Annotated in this window: 13 protein-coding genes; 11 read left to right on the top strand and 2 right to left on the bottom strand. The window is 52.9% G+C overall.

Annotated features, from left to right (window positions below; genetic code table 11):
- The first annotated feature begins 210 nt into the window (after positions 1-210).
- From araF to otsA, 5 genes are all read left to right on the top strand, one after another.
- Positions 211-1,200: an arabinose ABC transporter substrate-binding protein AraF gene (araF, locus tag AOY24_RS05905; RefSeq protein WP_043000322.1), complete on the top strand. Its 990-nt coding sequence runs from the start codon at positions 211-213 to the stop codon at positions 1,198-1,200.
- A gap of 85 nt (positions 1,201-1,285) precedes the next feature.
- Positions 1,286-2,800, top strand: a complete 1,515-nt coding sequence (gene araG / locus AOY24_RS05900; RefSeq protein WP_044328750.1) for an arabinose ABC transporter ATP-binding protein AraG — start codon at positions 1,286-1,288, stop codon at positions 2,798-2,800.
- A 14-nt stretch (positions 2,801-2,814) separates the two neighbouring features.
- A complete protein-coding gene (gene araH / locus AOY24_RS05895) occupies positions 2,815-3,807 on the top strand; it encodes an arabinose ABC transporter permease AraH (RefSeq protein ID WP_043000324.1) in 993 nt (330 codons plus the stop codon).
- Positions 3,808-3,972: 165 nt separating this feature from the next.
- Positions 3,973-4,773, top strand: coding sequence for a trehalose-phosphatase (otsB, locus tag AOY24_RS05890; protein WP_043000325.1), 801 nt, complete (start codon positions 3,973-3,975; stop codon positions 4,771-4,773).
- The gene (gene otsA / locus AOY24_RS05885; RefSeq protein WP_043000326.1) at positions 4,748-6,169 is read left to right on the top strand and encodes an alpha,alpha-trehalose-phosphate synthase; all 1,422 of its coding nucleotides are present in this window, start codon (positions 4,748-4,750) and stop codon (positions 6,167-6,169) included. The genes otsB and otsA overlap by 26 nt, the downstream gene beginning before the upstream one ends.
- A 16-nt stretch (positions 6,170-6,185) precedes the next feature.
- Here otsA and uspC read toward each other — a convergent pair whose 3' ends face one another.
- Positions 6,186-6,614: a universal stress protein UspC gene (uspC, locus tag AOY24_RS05880; protein ID WP_043000327.1), complete on the bottom strand. Its 429-nt coding sequence runs from the start codon at positions 6,612-6,614 to the stop codon at positions 6,186-6,188.
- 795 nt (positions 6,615-7,409) lie between these two features.
- On the opposite strand from uspC, the gene flhD reads away from it, so the two are divergent.
- The 6 genes from flhD to cheW all read left to right on the top strand — a co-directional run bounded on the left by flhD (position 7,410) and on the right by cheW (position 12,837).
- Positions 7,410-7,760 (top strand): flagellar transcriptional regulator FlhD, encoded by a 351-nt coding sequence (flhD, locus tag AOY24_RS05875; protein WP_043000328.1) that lies wholly within the window; start codon positions 7,410-7,412, stop codon positions 7,758-7,760.
- A 2-nt stretch (positions 7,761-7,762) separates the two neighbouring features.
- Entirely contained in the window at positions 7,763-8,341 is a 579-nt protein-coding gene (gene flhC, locus AOY24_RS05870; RefSeq protein WP_042318680.1) for a flagellar transcriptional regulator FlhC, read from the top strand.
- Positions 8,342-8,466: 125 nt separating this feature from the next.
- Complete coding sequence (motA, locus tag AOY24_RS05865; RefSeq protein WP_043000329.1) at positions 8,467-9,360, top strand: flagellar motor stator protein MotA; 894 nt, start codon at positions 8,467-8,469, stop codon at positions 9,358-9,360.
- Positions 9,357-10,286 carry a flagellar motor protein MotB gene (motB, locus tag AOY24_RS05860; RefSeq protein ID WP_043000330.1) on the top strand — a complete coding sequence of 310 codons (930 nt, stop codon included), beginning with the start codon at positions 9,357-9,359 and terminating at the stop codon, positions 10,284-10,286. The genes motA and motB overlap by 4 nt, the downstream gene beginning before the upstream one ends.
- Before the next feature lie 4 nt (positions 10,287-10,290).
- Positions 10,291-12,312, top strand: a complete 2,022-nt coding sequence (gene cheA, locus AOY24_RS05855) for a chemotaxis protein CheA (RefSeq protein ID WP_054176302.1) — start codon at positions 10,291-10,293, stop codon at positions 12,310-12,312.
- Positions 12,313-12,333: 21 nt separating this feature from the next.
- Complete coding sequence (gene cheW, locus AOY24_RS05850) at positions 12,334-12,837, top strand: chemotaxis protein CheW (RefSeq protein WP_043000332.1); 504 nt, start codon at positions 12,334-12,336, stop codon at positions 12,835-12,837.
- Positions 12,838-12,927: 90 nt separating this feature from the next.
- Here cheW and AOY24_RS05845 read toward each other — a convergent pair whose 3' ends face one another.
- Positions 12,928-14,196, bottom strand: a complete 1,269-nt coding sequence (locus AOY24_RS05845) for a dicarboxylate/amino acid:cation symporter (RefSeq protein ID WP_044327049.1) — start codon at positions 14,194-14,196, stop codon at positions 12,928-12,930.
- Positions 14,197-14,517 lie beyond the last annotated feature (321 nt).

The raw sequence follows: 14,517 nt of genomic DNA, 5'->3' as shown, positions 1-14,517 counted from the left end.
TTATGTCATTTTCCGCTGAATTTATGTACGCAATTACTGTAATTCTGCGGTGTGATGCCGCTCTCCTATGGAGAATCAATTTCCCGCTACAACTATTCCAGCACTGGCACTTATCTTGAGTTCTTTTGATAATGCCTTGTTTTTCGTCTGAATTACATAAAGTCGTTGAATATTACCCTACATAAAATGACGCTAAAGCTGGAGTTAACCATGCACAAATTCACTAAAGCGCTGGCAGCCATCGGTCTGGCTGCCGTTATGTCACAATCCGCTATGGCAGAATCGATGAAACTGGGTTTTCTGGTGAAACAACCGGAAGAACCCTGGTTCCAGACGGAGTGGAAATTTGCCGATAAAGCCGGGAAAGATTTGGGCTTTGAAGTGATTAAAATTGCGGTGCCGGACGGCGAGAAGACGCTGAATGCGATTGACAGCCTGGCGGCGAGCGGGGCGAAGGGGTTTGTTATTTGTACCCCGGATCCAAAACTGGGTTCCGCCATTGTCGCGAAGGCGCGCGGCTACGACATGAAAGTGATCGCCGTGGACGATCAGTTCGTCAATGCCAAAGGCAAACCGATGGATACCGTCCCGTTGGTGATGATGGCGGCAACCAAAATCGGCGAGCGTCAGGGGCAGGAACTGTATAAAGAGATGCAGAAACGGGGTTGGGACGTCAAAGACACCGCGGTTATGGCGATTACGGCCAACGAACTGGATACCGCACGTCGTCGTACCGGCGGTTCGATGGAAGCGCTGAAAGCCGCCGGTTTCCCGGAAAAACAGATCTACCAGGTTCCTACCAAATCTAACGATATCCCCGGCGCATTTGATGCTGCCAACTCCATGCTGGTTCAGCACCCTGAAGTTAAACACTGGTTGATTGTCGGCATGAACGATAACACGGTACTCGGCGGCGTGCGCGCCACTGAAGGCCAGGGCTTTAAGGCGGCGGACGTGATCGGCATTGGTATTAATGGCGTTGACGCAGTGAGCGAACTGTCGAAAGGGCAGGCGACCGGCTTCTACGGCTCACTGCTGCCAAGCCCGGACGTTCACGGTTATAAATCCAGCGAAATGCTCTACAACTGGGTGACTAAAGGCGCAGAACCACCGGCATTCACCGAAGTGACTGACGTGGTGCTGATCACCCGTGACAACTTCAAAGAAGAGCTGGCGAAAAAAGGGTTAGGCGGTAAGTAAGACGACAGCAAGTGAAAAGCCGGATGGCATCGCTCATGTCGCCATCCGGCAACCGGTTAGAACGATACTGACTCACGGAGACGTTATGCAACAGTCTACCCCGTATCTCTCATTTCGCGGCATTGGTAAAACCTTCCCCGGCGTTAAAGCGCTTACGGATATCAGTTTTGACTGTTACGCCGGTCAGGTGCATGCGCTGATGGGTGAAAATGGCGCCGGGAAATCAACGCTTTTAAAAATTCTCAGCGGTAACTATGCGCCAACCACGGGCTCTTTGGCGATTCGCGAGCAGGAAATGCGCTTCGCGGATACCACCGCCGCGCTGAATGCCGGCGTTGCCATTATTTACCAGGAATTACATCTCGTGCCGGAGATGACCGTTGCCGAGAATATCTATCTCGGGCAACTGCCACACAAAGGCGGCATTGTGAACCGCACTCTGCTTAATTATGAAGCGGGTTTACAACTTAAACATCTGGGGATGGATATCGATCCTGCGACCCCTCTGAAATATCTCTCCATCGGCCAGTGGCAGATGGTGGAAATTGCCAAAGCACTGGCGCGCAACGCCAAGATTATTGCCTTCGATGAACCGACAAGTTCGCTCTCTGCAAGGGAGATCGAAAACCTGTTCCGGGTGATACGCGAACTGCGTAAAGAAGGGCGCGTCATTCTGTATGTTTCGCACCGCATGGAAGAGATTTTCGCGCTCAGTGATGCGATTACCGTGTTTAAAGATGGCCGTTACGTGAAAACCTTTACCGACATGCAGCAGGTCAACCACGATGCGCTGGTGCAGGCGATGGTTGGGCGCGATCTGGGCGATATTTACGGCTGGCAGCCACGTCCCTATGGCGCAGAACGCCTGCGCTTGCATGCCGTAAAAGCGCAGGGCGTACGCACACCCATCAGCCTTACGGTACGCAGCGGCGAAATCGTTGGGCTGTTTGGGCTGGTAGGCGCGGGCCGCAGTGAGTTAATGAAAGGCTTATTTGGCGGCACCCGTATCAGCGAAGGGCAGGTGTACATCGACGAAAAACCGATTGATATCCGCAAGCCGGCGAATGCTATCGCGGCAGGCATGATGCTGTGCCCGGAAGACCGGAAAGCGGAGGGGATCATCCCGGTGCATTCGGTACGTGACAACATCAACATCAGCGCCCGGCGTAAGCATGTGCTGGGGGGATGTGTGATCAACAACGGATGGGAAGAAACCAATGCTGACCAACACATTCGCTCGCTGAATATCAAAACCCCCAGTGCCGAACAGTTAATTATGAATCTCTCCGGTGGTAACCAGCAAAAGGCGATTCTCGGTCGCTGGCTATCGGAAGAGATGAAAGTGATTTTGCTCGACGAACCGACACGCGGCATTGATGTTGGCGCGAAGCACGAAATTTATAACGTTATTTATGCCCTGGCCGCACGCGGCGTTGCCGTGCTGTTCGCCTCCAGTGACCTGCCGGAAGTCCTCGGCGTGGCTGACCGCATTGTGGTGATGCGGGAAGGAGAGATCGCCGGGGAATTACTTCACGAACAGGCGGATGAGCGCCAGGCGCTAAGCCTTGCGATGCCTAAAGTTAGCCAGGCTGTCGCCTGAGAAAGGAGAGAATGATGTCTTCCGTAACAACTTCCGGATCGGGCGCACCAAAGTCGCCATCACCCTTTAGCCTGGGACGTATCTGGGACCAGTATGGCATGCTGGTGGTCTTCGCCGTCCTGTTCCTCGCCTGCGCTATTTTTGTGCCGAACTTCGCAACATTCATCAACATGAAAGGGCTGGGGCTGGCGATCTCCATGTCGGGCATGGTGGCCTGCGGCATGTTGTTCTGCCTGGCATCAGGAGATTTTGACCTGTCCGTGGCGTCGGTGATTGCCTGTGCCGGGGTGACCACGGCGGTGGTCATCAACATGACCGAAAGCCTGTGGATTGGCGTGGGGGCGGGTCTGTTGCTGGGGGTGCTGTGCGGGCTGGTTAACGGCTTCGTGATTGCACAACTCAAGATCAACGCGCTGATCACCACGCTGGCAACGATGCAAATCGTCCGTGGTCTGGCATACATCATTTCCGACGGTAAAGCGGTGGGGATTGAAGACGAGCGCTTCTTTACCCTCGGCTACGCCAACTGGTTCGGCTTACCGGCGCCGATCTGGCTCACGGTAGGCTGCCTGATTATCTTTGGCTTGTTGTTGAACAAAACCACTTTCGGGCGCAACACGCTAGCGATTGGGGGCAACGAAGAGGCGGCGCGTCTGGCCGGGGTGCCGGTGGTGCGTACCAAAATCATTATTTTCGTGCTCTCCGGTCTGGTCTCTGCGGCGGCCGGGATTATCCTCGCCTCGCGTATGACAAGTGGACAGCCGATGACCTCCATTGGCTATGAACTGATCGTCATCTCCGCCTGCGTGTTAGGCGGCGTTTCCCTGAAGGGCGGCATCGGAAAAATCTCATATGTGGTGGCGGGTGTCCTGATCCTGGGGACCGTGGAGAATGCGATGAACCTGCTGAACATTTCGCCCTTCGCCCAGTACGTCGTACGCGGCTTGATCCTGCTGGCAGCAGTGATCTTCGACCGTTACAAACAAAAAGCCAAGCGTACGGTCTGATAAAAAAGTCTAACTTTTTAGTCTAGTTCCTCTCCTTTGCCAGCCGCTACACCCGGCTGGCAATTGTCTTTGCAAATGGCGAGCATCGTCACACTGTCTATACTTACGGTTGCTTATGAGGCGCGATTCGCGCGGCTCAGATATAACAATAAGGAGGAGTACCGGGTGGCAGAACCGTTAACCGTAACCCCTGAACAGTCCGTGCACTATGCTTATTTTTTTGATCTCGATGGAACCCTTGCGGAGTTAAAGCCGCATCCAGACCAGGTGGTGATTCCTCCCACGATCCTTCAGATGCTCCACCACCTTGCAGAACGCAACGCAGGGGCTTTGGCATTGATTTCAGGGCGCTCAATGGTTGAACTTGACGCGTTGGCTCACCCCTGGCGCTTTCCGCTGGCAGGGGTGCATGGGGCTGAACGCCGTGACATCAATGGGAAAATGCATATTGTGCATCTCCCTTCGGCAATAGAACGCGATATTAGCGTGCAGTTACATACGGCGCTGGCGAAACTGCCGGGGACGGAGATGGAAACCAAAGGGATGGCGTTTGCGCTGCACTATCGACAGGCGCCAGAACATGAAGCTGCGCTGCAGGCGCTGGCACTGCGTATTACGCAAACCTGGCCGCAGCTTGCGCTCCAGCAAGGGAAGTGCGTTGTCGAAATTAAGCCGAAAGGCACCAATAAAGGTGAAGCGATAGCCGCGTTTATGCGTGAAGCGCCGTTTGCCGGGCGGGTCCCTGTTTTTCTGGGTGACGATCTGACCGATGAGACCGGGTTTCGCGTGGTGAACGAGGCGGGTGGTATTTCAGTGAAGGTGGGAGAGGGGGAGACGCAGGCGCAATGGCGATTAGCCGGGGTGCCAGACGTCTGGCGCTGGCTGGAGTCTGTTTACACTGCACAACAAGAAACAACCATGAATGACAGGAGAGATGGCCATGAGTCGTTTAGTCGTAGTATCTAATCGAATTGCGCCCCCCGATAACAAAACCAGTGCAGGCGGCCTGGCCGTTGGTGTGCTGGGCGCGCTGAAAGCGGCGGGGGGACTGTGGTTCGGTTGGAGTGGCGAGCTGGGTAACGAGGATCAGCCATTAAAAAAGGTCACCCGGGGCAATATCACCTGGGCGTCGTTTAACCTGAGCGAAAAAGACCACGAGGAGTATTACAACCAGTTCTCTAATGCCGTGTTGTGGCCCGCCTTTCACTACCGTTTAGATCTGGTGAATTTTCAGCGCACCGCCTGGGAAGGCTATCTGCGGGTGAACGCGCTGCTGGCAGATAAGCTGCTGCCGTTACTGAAAAAAGATGACATCCTCTGGATTCATGATTATCACCTTTTGCCGTTCGCCAGCGAACTGCGTAAACGTGGCGTGAATAATCGTATTGGTTTCTTCTTACACATTCCTTTCCCAACGCCGGAAATCTTTAACGCGTTGCCGTCATCGGAAGAGTTGCTTGAGCAGTTATGCGATTTTGACCTGCTGGGATTCCAGACTGAAAACGACAGGCTGGCCTTCCTTGACTGTCTCTCCAGCCTGACGAGAGTCACGACTCACGATACGCGCAGCCACACGGCCTGGGGAAAATCGTTCAGCACCGAGGTGTATCCCATCGGAATCGAGCCGCAGGAGATTGCCCAGCAGGCTTCTGGTCCACTGCCGCCAAAACTGGCGCAGCTGAAAGCGGAGCTGAAGAATCTAAAGAATATCTTTTCCGTTGAGCGACTGGATTACTCAAAAGGGTTGCCAGAGCGTTTTCAGGCCTACGAGGCGTTGCTGGAGAAATACCCTCAGCATCACGGAAAAATCCGTTATACGCAGATTGCGCCCACTTCACGTGGCGATGTGCAGGCGTATCAGGATATCCGTCACCAGCTTGAGACAGAAGCCGGGCGCATTAACGGTAAATACGGGCAACTGGGCTGGACGCCACTGTTCTATCTCAACCAACATTTCGACCGCAAATTACTGATGAAAGTGTTTCGCTATTCAGATGTAGGGCTGGTCACGCCGCTGCGAGATGGTATGAATCTGGTGGCGAAGGAATTCGTTGCTGCCCAGGATCCCGCCAATCCAGGCGTTCTGGTGTTGTCTCAGTTCGCCGGTGCGGCAAATGAGCTGACCTCAGCGCTGATCGTTAATCCTTACGATCGCGATGAAGTCGCGGCGGCGCTGGATCGTGCACTCACAATGCCGCTTTCCGAGCGTATTTCGCGGCATGCTGAGATGCTGGAAGTGATTGTCAAAAACGACATCAACCACTGGCAGGAGCAGTTTATCTGCGATCTAAAGACGATCACCCCGCGCAGCGCTGAAACTCTTCAGCAACGGAAAGTCGCGACGTTTCCAAAGCTTGCCTGAGCGAGGTTTTCGGGGATCAATCTCCTTCAAGCGGGACCAGCAGGACGTCCACCAGGCTTGAACTCACCACACTTTTCGCCGAGCAGGAGGCTCGCGAAAAGAAGCTATGGTTGTGGTTGCCACAGATGACCAGATCCACGTCGTGTTTGCGGCACACATCCAGAATATGCTCGCTTAACTCGCCGTAGGTAATGAACGTCTGCGCGATCGGATAGCCCGCCTCTTTCCCCAGTTTTTCAAGAAAATCAGTGGTCTCTTCATGCATTACCGCGCGTAAATCCTCCAGCATGGGGGCGGCAAATTGATTGTATAACTCGGGGTCGGAGGCGAGGGTGATGAGGCTGATTCGTGCGTTGACGGGACGGGCAATGGAGACGGCTTTCGCCAGGAGTTGTTGGCTTTCCGGGGTGACTGCCACGGCGACAAGAATGTGGGTGTAGCTCATAACTCGCTCCTTATTGCAAGAATATGAGGTGGTTCTTCAGCATTACTCCGATTTGCTGACAACTGCAATGCCTCTATATGACAATAATGTGAACGCTATCATAATTATTCATTAATATTCCTTATAGGTGTAACTCAGGAATAACTAAAAAAGTTAACCAAATCGATTGACTTAAATTAAATCAGCGAGTCAATCAAAATTTGGTTTAACAAATTCATGTTCGTGATTAATCGCAATCTAATCATAAACTCTGCGTATTCATAAAAAATAAGTAACAAATAACATGTTGTTTCACAAGCATAAAAATAATTTTGCTTGCGCAGGCGGATAAATGCATTTCAATTATTTTACTTACGTGATATTAACGCTGGTTGCGTAAAATCTTTCGCTGCCCCTGACGCTTGATTTAATACCCGTGAGAATAAAATGGCGTTTTGCTGATTAATTTCCCAGCAAAATAAAAGCCCAACTGATGGATTTATGTTAACGATTAAGTTAATTTATGTGAAGTGCATCACATATTTTCCAAATTCGCAGCGTGGATTTGTTGTATGTCTCGGGTGTGACGAGTACAGTTGCGTCGAATTAGGAAAAATCTTAGGCATTTGTAAGAATTCATGTGCTCGCGTTACAACCAGGCAAGATGCCAGCGTGACGCGCGCATTGATGTTTTAAGCGCCTGAGTCGAAGGTATGTGTTTGACCTATCTGATTTTTTTACCGGGAATTCCCGGCGACATCACGGGGTGCGGTTTTTCCGCATAAAAATAAAAGTTGGTTATTCTGGATGGGAATAATGCATACATCCGAGTTGCTGAAACACATTTATGACATCAATTTGTCATATTTACTCCTTGCACAGCGTCTAATCGTTCAGGACAAAGCGTCCGCCATGTTTCGTCTCGGAATCAATGAGGAAATGGCGACCTCTCTGGGGGCGCTGACCCTTCCGCAAATGGTAAAACTGGCAGAAACGAATCAGCTTGTGTGTCATTTCCGTTTCGACAGTCATCAAACCATTACGCGTCTGACTCAGGATTCCAGAGTAGACGATCTCCAGCAAATTCACACCGGTATCATGCTGTCCACGCGTCTGTTAAGTGATGTCAATCAGGCTGATGAAACCGCGCGTAAGAAAAGGGCCTGATGATGAGTGAAAAAAGCATTGTTCAGGAAGCTCGTGATATCCAGTTAGCGATGGAATTGATCACACTGGGTGCCCGTTTGCAAATGCTGGAAAGCGAAACGCAGTTAAGCCGCGGTCGCCTCATCAAGCTGTACAAAGAACTTCGCGGCAGTCCCCCGCCAAAAGGCATGCTGCCGTTTTCCACTGACTGGTTTATGACCTGGGAGCAAAATATACATGCTTCCATGTTCTGTAATGCCTGGCAGTTCTTACTTAAAACGGGCCTGTGTAGCGGTGTTGATGCCGTCATTAAGGCGTATCGACTGTACCTGGAACAGTGTCCGCAGGGTGAAGATGGGCCGCTGTTGGCGTTGACTCGCGCGTGGACGCTGGTGCGTTTTGTCGAAAGCGGCTTGCTTCAGTTATCAAGCTGTAACTGCTGTGGTGGTAATTTCATTACCCACGCTCACCAACCTGCGGGCAGTTTTGCCTGCAGTTTATGCCAGCCGCCTTCCCGTGCGGTAAAAAGACGTAAACTTTCCCAGGATGCTGCCGATATTATTCCACAACTGCTGGATGAACAGATCGAACAGGCTGTTTAACCGATACGGTGTGGACGAAACACTCCAGCAGCGGTAAGTCATTACCGCTGCTTTTTTTTGCCTCGCCAACGCGTTAACGCCCCGACTGCACATCCTGTCATAGTCAACAGCAGAAGGATGATGTCGTGCTTATCTTATTAGGTTACCTGGTGGTTATTGGTACAGTTTTCGGCGGTTACATGATGACTGGTGGAAACCTGGGGGCACTCTATCAACCGGCTGAATTTGTCATCATCGGTGGCGCGGGAATAGGGGCATTTATCGTGGGTAACAACGGTAAAGCCATCAAGGGGACACTGAAAGCGCTGCCGTTACTGTTTCGTCGTTCGAAATACACCAAAGCGATGTATATGGATCTGCTGGCACTGCTCTATCGCCTGATGGCTAAGTCTCGCCAGCAGGGGATGTTCTCGCTTGAACGAGACATTGAGAACCCGAAAGAGAGCGAAATTTTTGCCAGCTATCCCCGTATTCTGGCCGACTCGGTGATGCTGGAATTCATCGTCGATTACCTGCGCCTGATCATCAGCGGCAACATGAATACCTTCGAGATCGAAGCGCTGATGGACGAAGAGATTGAAACGCACGAAAGTGAATCGGAAGTCCCGGCCAATAGCCTGGCACTGATGGGGGATTCACTGCCGGCGTTTGGTATCGTTGCGGCGGTGATGGGGGTTGTACACGCCCTCGCGTCAGCGGATCGACCGGCTGCAGAACTGGGCTCACTGATTGCCCATGCGATGGTCGGTACATTCCTCGGTATTCTGCTGGCCTACGGTTTTATTTCACCGCTTGCAAGCGTCCTGCGTCAGAAGAGTGCGGAAACCAGCAAAATGATGCAGTGCGTGAAAATCACGTTGCTGTCAAATCTGAACGGTTACGCCCCGCCGATCGCCGTCGAGTTTGGGCGTAAAACGTTGTATTCCAGCGAGCGCCCGTCATTCATTGAACTGGAAGAACATGTTCGCGCCGTGAAAAACCCGAACCAACAGCAGCAGACGACGACTGAGGGCGCATGAAGAATCGGTCTCATCCTATCGTCGTGGTTAAACGGCGCAAACATAAGGGGCATGGCGGCGGCGCACACGGATCGTGGAAGATTGCTTACGCTGACTTTATGACCGCCATGATGGCCTTTTTTCTGGTGATGTGGCTCATTTCCATCTCCAGCCCTAAAGAACTGATTCAGATTGCCGAATACTTCCGTACCCCGCTGGCGACAGCGGTGACGGGAGGGAATCGCATTTCCAATAGCCAGAGCGCGATTCCTGGCGGTGGCGATGACTTTACCCAGCAACAGGGTGAAGTGAATAAGCAGCCGAACCTCGATGAACTGAAAAAACGTATGGAACAAAATCGCCTGAGCAAACTGCGTGGCGACCTCGATCAGCTCATCGAATCGGATCCCAAACTGCGGGCGCTGCGTCCGCATCTGAAGATTGACCTGGTGCAGGAAGGGCTGCGTATTCAGATTATCGACAGCCAGAATCGCCCGATGTTTAAAACCGGTAGCGCTGAGGTTGAGCCTTATATGCGTGACATCCTGCGGGCAATCGCTCCGGTGCTGAACGGTATTCCCAACCGTATCAGCCTGTCCGGGCATACGGATGATTTCCCTTACGCGAACGGTGAGAAAGGCTATAGCAACTGGGAGCTCTCTGCCGATCGCGCCAATGCTTCGCGGCGTGAACTGGTACAGGGCGGTCTGGATGACGGAAAAGTATTACGGGTGGTCGGCATGGCCGCCACGATGCGTATGAGCGATCGCGGTCCGGATGACGCCATCAACCGCCGAATCAGTCTGTTGGTGCTGAACAAACAGTCCGAACAGGCCATTTTGCATGAAAACGCTGAAAGCCAGAACGAGCCGGTAAGTGTATTACAACAGCCTGAGGCCAGTCCGCAGGTAAGCGTTCCCACATCGCCACCAGCCAATCCGAGGTGATAGCGTGAGCATGGATATAAGCGATTTTTATCAGACTTTTTTTGATGAAGCTGACGAGTTGTTGGCTGATATGGAGCAACATCTGCTCGATCTGGCGCCCGAAGCGCCGGATGCCGAGCAACTGAATGCCATATTTCGTGCAGCGCACTCCATCAAAGGGGGCGCCGGCACGTTCGGCTTTACCGTTTTGCAGGAAACCACGCATCTGATGGAGAACCTGCTGGATGATGCGCGTCGCGGTGAGATGCAGCTCAATACCGCCATTATCAACCTGTTTTTGGAAACGAAAGATATCATGCAGGAACAGCTCGATGCCTATAAAAGTTCGCAGGAGCCGAATGCCGCCAGTTTCGAATACATCTGCACGGCATTACGCCAGTTAGCGCTGGAAGCAAAAGGTGAAACCGCGCCAGCGGTGGTGGCGAATGCCCGACTGAGCGTGGTCGACAACACGACACCTGACGACGTGGTCGTGGCAGAAGAAGCGAAATTACGCATCTTTCTCTCGCGCCTGAAGGCCAGTGAAGTGGCCCTGCTGGAAGAAGAGCTGGGCAATCTGTCCACCCTGTCTGATGTCGTCAAGGGCGAAGACAGCCTGGCGGCCACGCTTGATGGCGACATTGCAGAGGATGACGTCATTGCCGTGCTGTGCTTTGTGATTGAAGCCGACCAGATTGCCTTTGAGAAAGTGGTGACAGCGACGGCACCCGCGGTCCAGCCGGAAGTGGCTGAAGTGGTTGCGGTCGAACAGCCTGTCGTCGCCGTCCCAGCGGTGAAAGCGGTTGGCAGAGAAGCGCAAACCGGACGCGTAGAGCGGGAAAAACCGGCACGCGCCAGTGAATCCACCAGCATTCGCGTGGCGGTGGAGAAGGTAGATCAGCTGATCAACCTGGTCGGTGAGCTGGTGATTACCCAGTCAATGCTGGCCCAGCGTTCGAACGAACTCGACCCGGTCAATCATGGCGATCTCATCACCAGCATGGGGCAGTTACAACGTAACGCCCGCGATCTGCAGGAATCGGTGATGTCGATTCGTATGATGCCCATGGAATACGTATTCAGCCGCTTCCCGCGTCTGGTGCGCGACCTGGCGGGCAAGCTTGGTAAACAGGTTGAACTGACGCTGGTCGGCAGCTCGACGGAACTCGACAAGAGCCTGATTGAACGCATTATCGACCCGCTAACGCACCTGGTGCGTAACAGCCTTGACCACGGAATCGAACTGCCGGAAAAACGCATGGAATCCGGTAAGAATGTGGTGGGCAATCTGATTTTGTCGGCGGAACATCAGGGCGGCAACATCTGCATCGAAGTGACCGATGACGGGGCTGGACTGAACCGCGAGCGCATTCTGGCGAAGGCGATCTCCCAGGGGATGGCGGTCAATGAAAACATGACCGATGACGAAGTGGGGATGCTGATTTTTGCCCCAGGCTTCTCGACGGCCGAGCAGGTGACCGACGTTTCCGGACGCGGCGTGGGTATGGATGTGGTGAAACGGAATATCCAGGAGATGGGCGGCCACGTTGAAATCCAGTCGAAGCAAGGGACCGGCACCACGATTCGTATTTTGCTGCCGCTGACGCTGGCGATCCTCGACGGCATGTCCGTGCGTGTCGCCGACGAAGTCTTCATTCTGCCGCTGAATGCGGTGATGGAATCCCTGCAACCACGTGACGATGATCTGCATCCGCTGGCCGGGGGCGAGCGTGTGCTGGAAGTACGCGGCGAATATCTGCCGCTGGTTGAGTTGTGGAAAGTCTTTGAAGTGGAAGGGGCGAAAACCGAAGCCACCCAGGGCATCGTGGTGATCCTGCAAAGCGGCGGTCGCCGTTACGCGCTGTTGGTCGATCAGTTGATCGGTCAGCACCAGGTGGTGGTTAAAAACCTGGAGAGTAATTATCGCAAAGTGCCGGGTATTTCAGCCGCCACTATTCTTGGCGATGGCAGCGTCGCGCTGATTGTGGATGTCTCCGCCCTGCAGGGTTTAAATCGCGAACAACGTATGGCGATCACCGCCGCCTGATTGAGTAAGAAAGGGTAAAATATGACCGGTATGACTAATGTAAGCAAACTGGCCGGCGAGCCGTCAGGTCAGGAATTCCTGGTGTTTACGCTGGGAGATGAAGAGTACGGTATCGACATCCTGAAAGTGCAGGAGATCCGTGGTTACGATCAGGTCACGCGCATTGCCAACACGCCTGCCTTCATCAAAGGGGTGACCAACCTGCGCGGCGTGATTGTGCCGATTGTCGATCTGCGCGTGAAGTTCTGCCAGGGTGATGTTGATTACAACGATAACACCGTGGTGATTGTGCTGAATCTGGGACAGCGCGTGGTGGGGATCGTTGTCGATGGCGTGTCTGATGTGCTGTCGCTGACCGCAGAGCAAATCCGTCCGGCACCGGAATTTGCCGTAACGCTGTCAACGGAATACCTGACCGGACTCGGTGCGCTGGGCGACCGGATGTTGATTTTGGTGAACATTGAGAAACTGCTGAACAGTGACGAAATGGCGCTGTTAGATATGGCCGCCTCTCACGTCGCCTAATCGCATGATCAGATGACGGCGTAAACGCCTTATCCGGCCTACCACCTCAACGTAGGCCGGATAAGCGAAGCGCTATCTGACAGTCAACCGTTATGCTCCGACCTGCTGTGACACCGCCTCCTCCTCACTCTCTTCCAGTAAACCTTCGTTTTGTGCCAGCATCGCCGTCGCAATACCGTTACCTAACACGTTAATGGCGGAACGGCCCATGTCGAGAAAATGGTCGATACCCATCAGGAGCAAAATGCCGGCGACCGGAATGTTAAAGCTCGGAATCGTTGCCGCCAGCACCACTAACGCGGAACGCGGAACGCCGGCAATACCTTTTGACGCCAGCATCAGCGTGAGCATCAGGACGCTAATCTCAGCAAACGACAGATGAATGTTGTAGGCCTGCGCGATAAACATCGACGCAAAAGAGCAGTAAACCATTGAACCGACCAGGTTGAACGAGTAACCAATGGGCAGCACGAAAGAGACGATGTTGCGCGAGCAGCCAAATGTCGTCAGTTGCTCCAGCGTTTTCGGATAGGCCGCTTCAGAACTGCTGGTGGTAAAGGCCACCAGAACCGGATCCTTGAGCATACCAAGCAGGCGAAACACCTCTTTTTTCAGTACCAGATATCCCACTGCCAGCAACACCAGACAGGTCATCAGAATTGCCACGTAATAACCGCCAATGAACGAGGCGTAGTTGAGCAAAATGCCCAATCCTTCGGTGGCGATCACCGAGGAGATGGCGGCAAAAATGGCCAGCGGGGCGACGTACATCACGTAGCCGGTCACTTTCAACATAATGTGGGAAACCACGTCCAGCGCCGCCACCAGCGGGGTATTGAATTTTTCGCCCAACGACGCGCCGCCGATCCCGAAGAACATTGAGAACACCACAATCTGCAAAATTTCGTTATTGGCCATCGCACCGGCAATGCTGGTAGGAATGGTATGTGACAGGAAACCTTTCAGGCTCATCCCGCCGACGGCGAGACCGGTATCCACGGCTTCTTTCGGGATAGCCAGATTGAGTCCGCTGCCGGGTTGTTCCAGGGTGACAATAAAAAGGCCCACCAGAATGGAAAGAATAGAAGAGCTGATGAACCAGATCATCGCTTTGCCGCCCACACGTCCGATGGTGGACGTCTCGCCAAGACGCATAATGCCCACAGTCAGAGTGCTGAACACCAGGGGGGCGATAACCATCTTAATCAAACGTAAGAAGATGTCGGTGAGGAGGGTGATGTTATCCGACCAGGCGGCAATGACGCTTTCGGATGTATACGAGTGAATAACCGCACCTGACACAATACCTGCCAGCATGAAAATCACGATGAATATCGTGAGTTTATTTGCATTTGCCACTAAAAATCCCTCGAGCTGAATTTAACAATTTTTTATCAGCGATACATATGTTTTATGTATTTAATTACGCCGAATCATTTCCTACCTAACCTGGAGTAATTCGTCGTGGGTTACAACTTTTTTTTATTATTTACTTATTTTGTTGTATTCATGACCGCGTACTTTTTAGCACGGGATAGCATAAACGTCTGTGACTGCCAGCCACGCGTCTGCCATCTCAGTGACTGGGTGGAGTGGATATCGCCTTCTGACCTGGATTTCCCTTTCGCAAACGTAAAGTTCTTATCAAGGGTGCCGATAACGTTGTTAACTCGTTTTCAG

The sequence above is a fragment of the Citrobacter sp. CtB7.12 genome, assembly GCF_001297795.1.
In the GTDB taxonomy this organism is placed as follows: domain Bacteria; phylum Pseudomonadota; class Gammaproteobacteria; order Enterobacterales; family Enterobacteriaceae; genus Citrobacter_A; species Citrobacter_A amalonaticus.
This window is presented reverse-complemented; position numbering and strand designations above follow the sequence as displayed.

Bases quoted from the DNA above. Each gene is read 5' to 3' on its own strand.
- araF (WP_043000322.1), top strand. From the start codon at position 211: ATGCACAAATTCACTAAAGCGCTGGCAGCCATCGGTCTGGCTGCCGTT.
- araG (WP_044328750.1), top strand. From the start codon at position 1,286: ATGCAACAGTCTACCCCGTATCTCTCATTTCGCGGCATTGGTAAAACC.
- araH (WP_043000324.1), top strand. From the start codon at position 2,815: ATGTCTTCCGTAACAACTTCCGGATCGGGCGCACCAAAGTCGCCATCA.
- otsA (WP_043000326.1), top strand. From the start codon at position 4,748: ATGAGTCGTTTAGTCGTAGTATCTAATCGAATTGCGCCCCCCGATAAC.
- uspC (WP_043000327.1), bottom strand. From the start codon at position 6,614: ATGAGCTACACCCACATTCTTGTCGCCGTGGCAGTCACCCCGGAAAGC.
- flhD (WP_043000328.1), top strand. From the start codon at position 7,410: ATGCATACATCCGAGTTGCTGAAACACATTTATGACATCAATTTGTCA.
- flhC (WP_042318680.1), top strand. From the start codon at position 7,763: ATGAGTGAAAAAAGCATTGTTCAGGAAGCTCGTGATATCCAGTTAGCG.
- motB (WP_043000330.1), top strand. From the start codon at position 9,357: ATGAAGAATCGGTCTCATCCTATCGTCGTGGTTAAACGGCGCAAACAT.
- cheW (WP_043000332.1), top strand. From the start codon at position 12,334: ATGACCGGTATGACTAATGTAAGCAAACTGGCCGGCGAGCCGTCAGGT.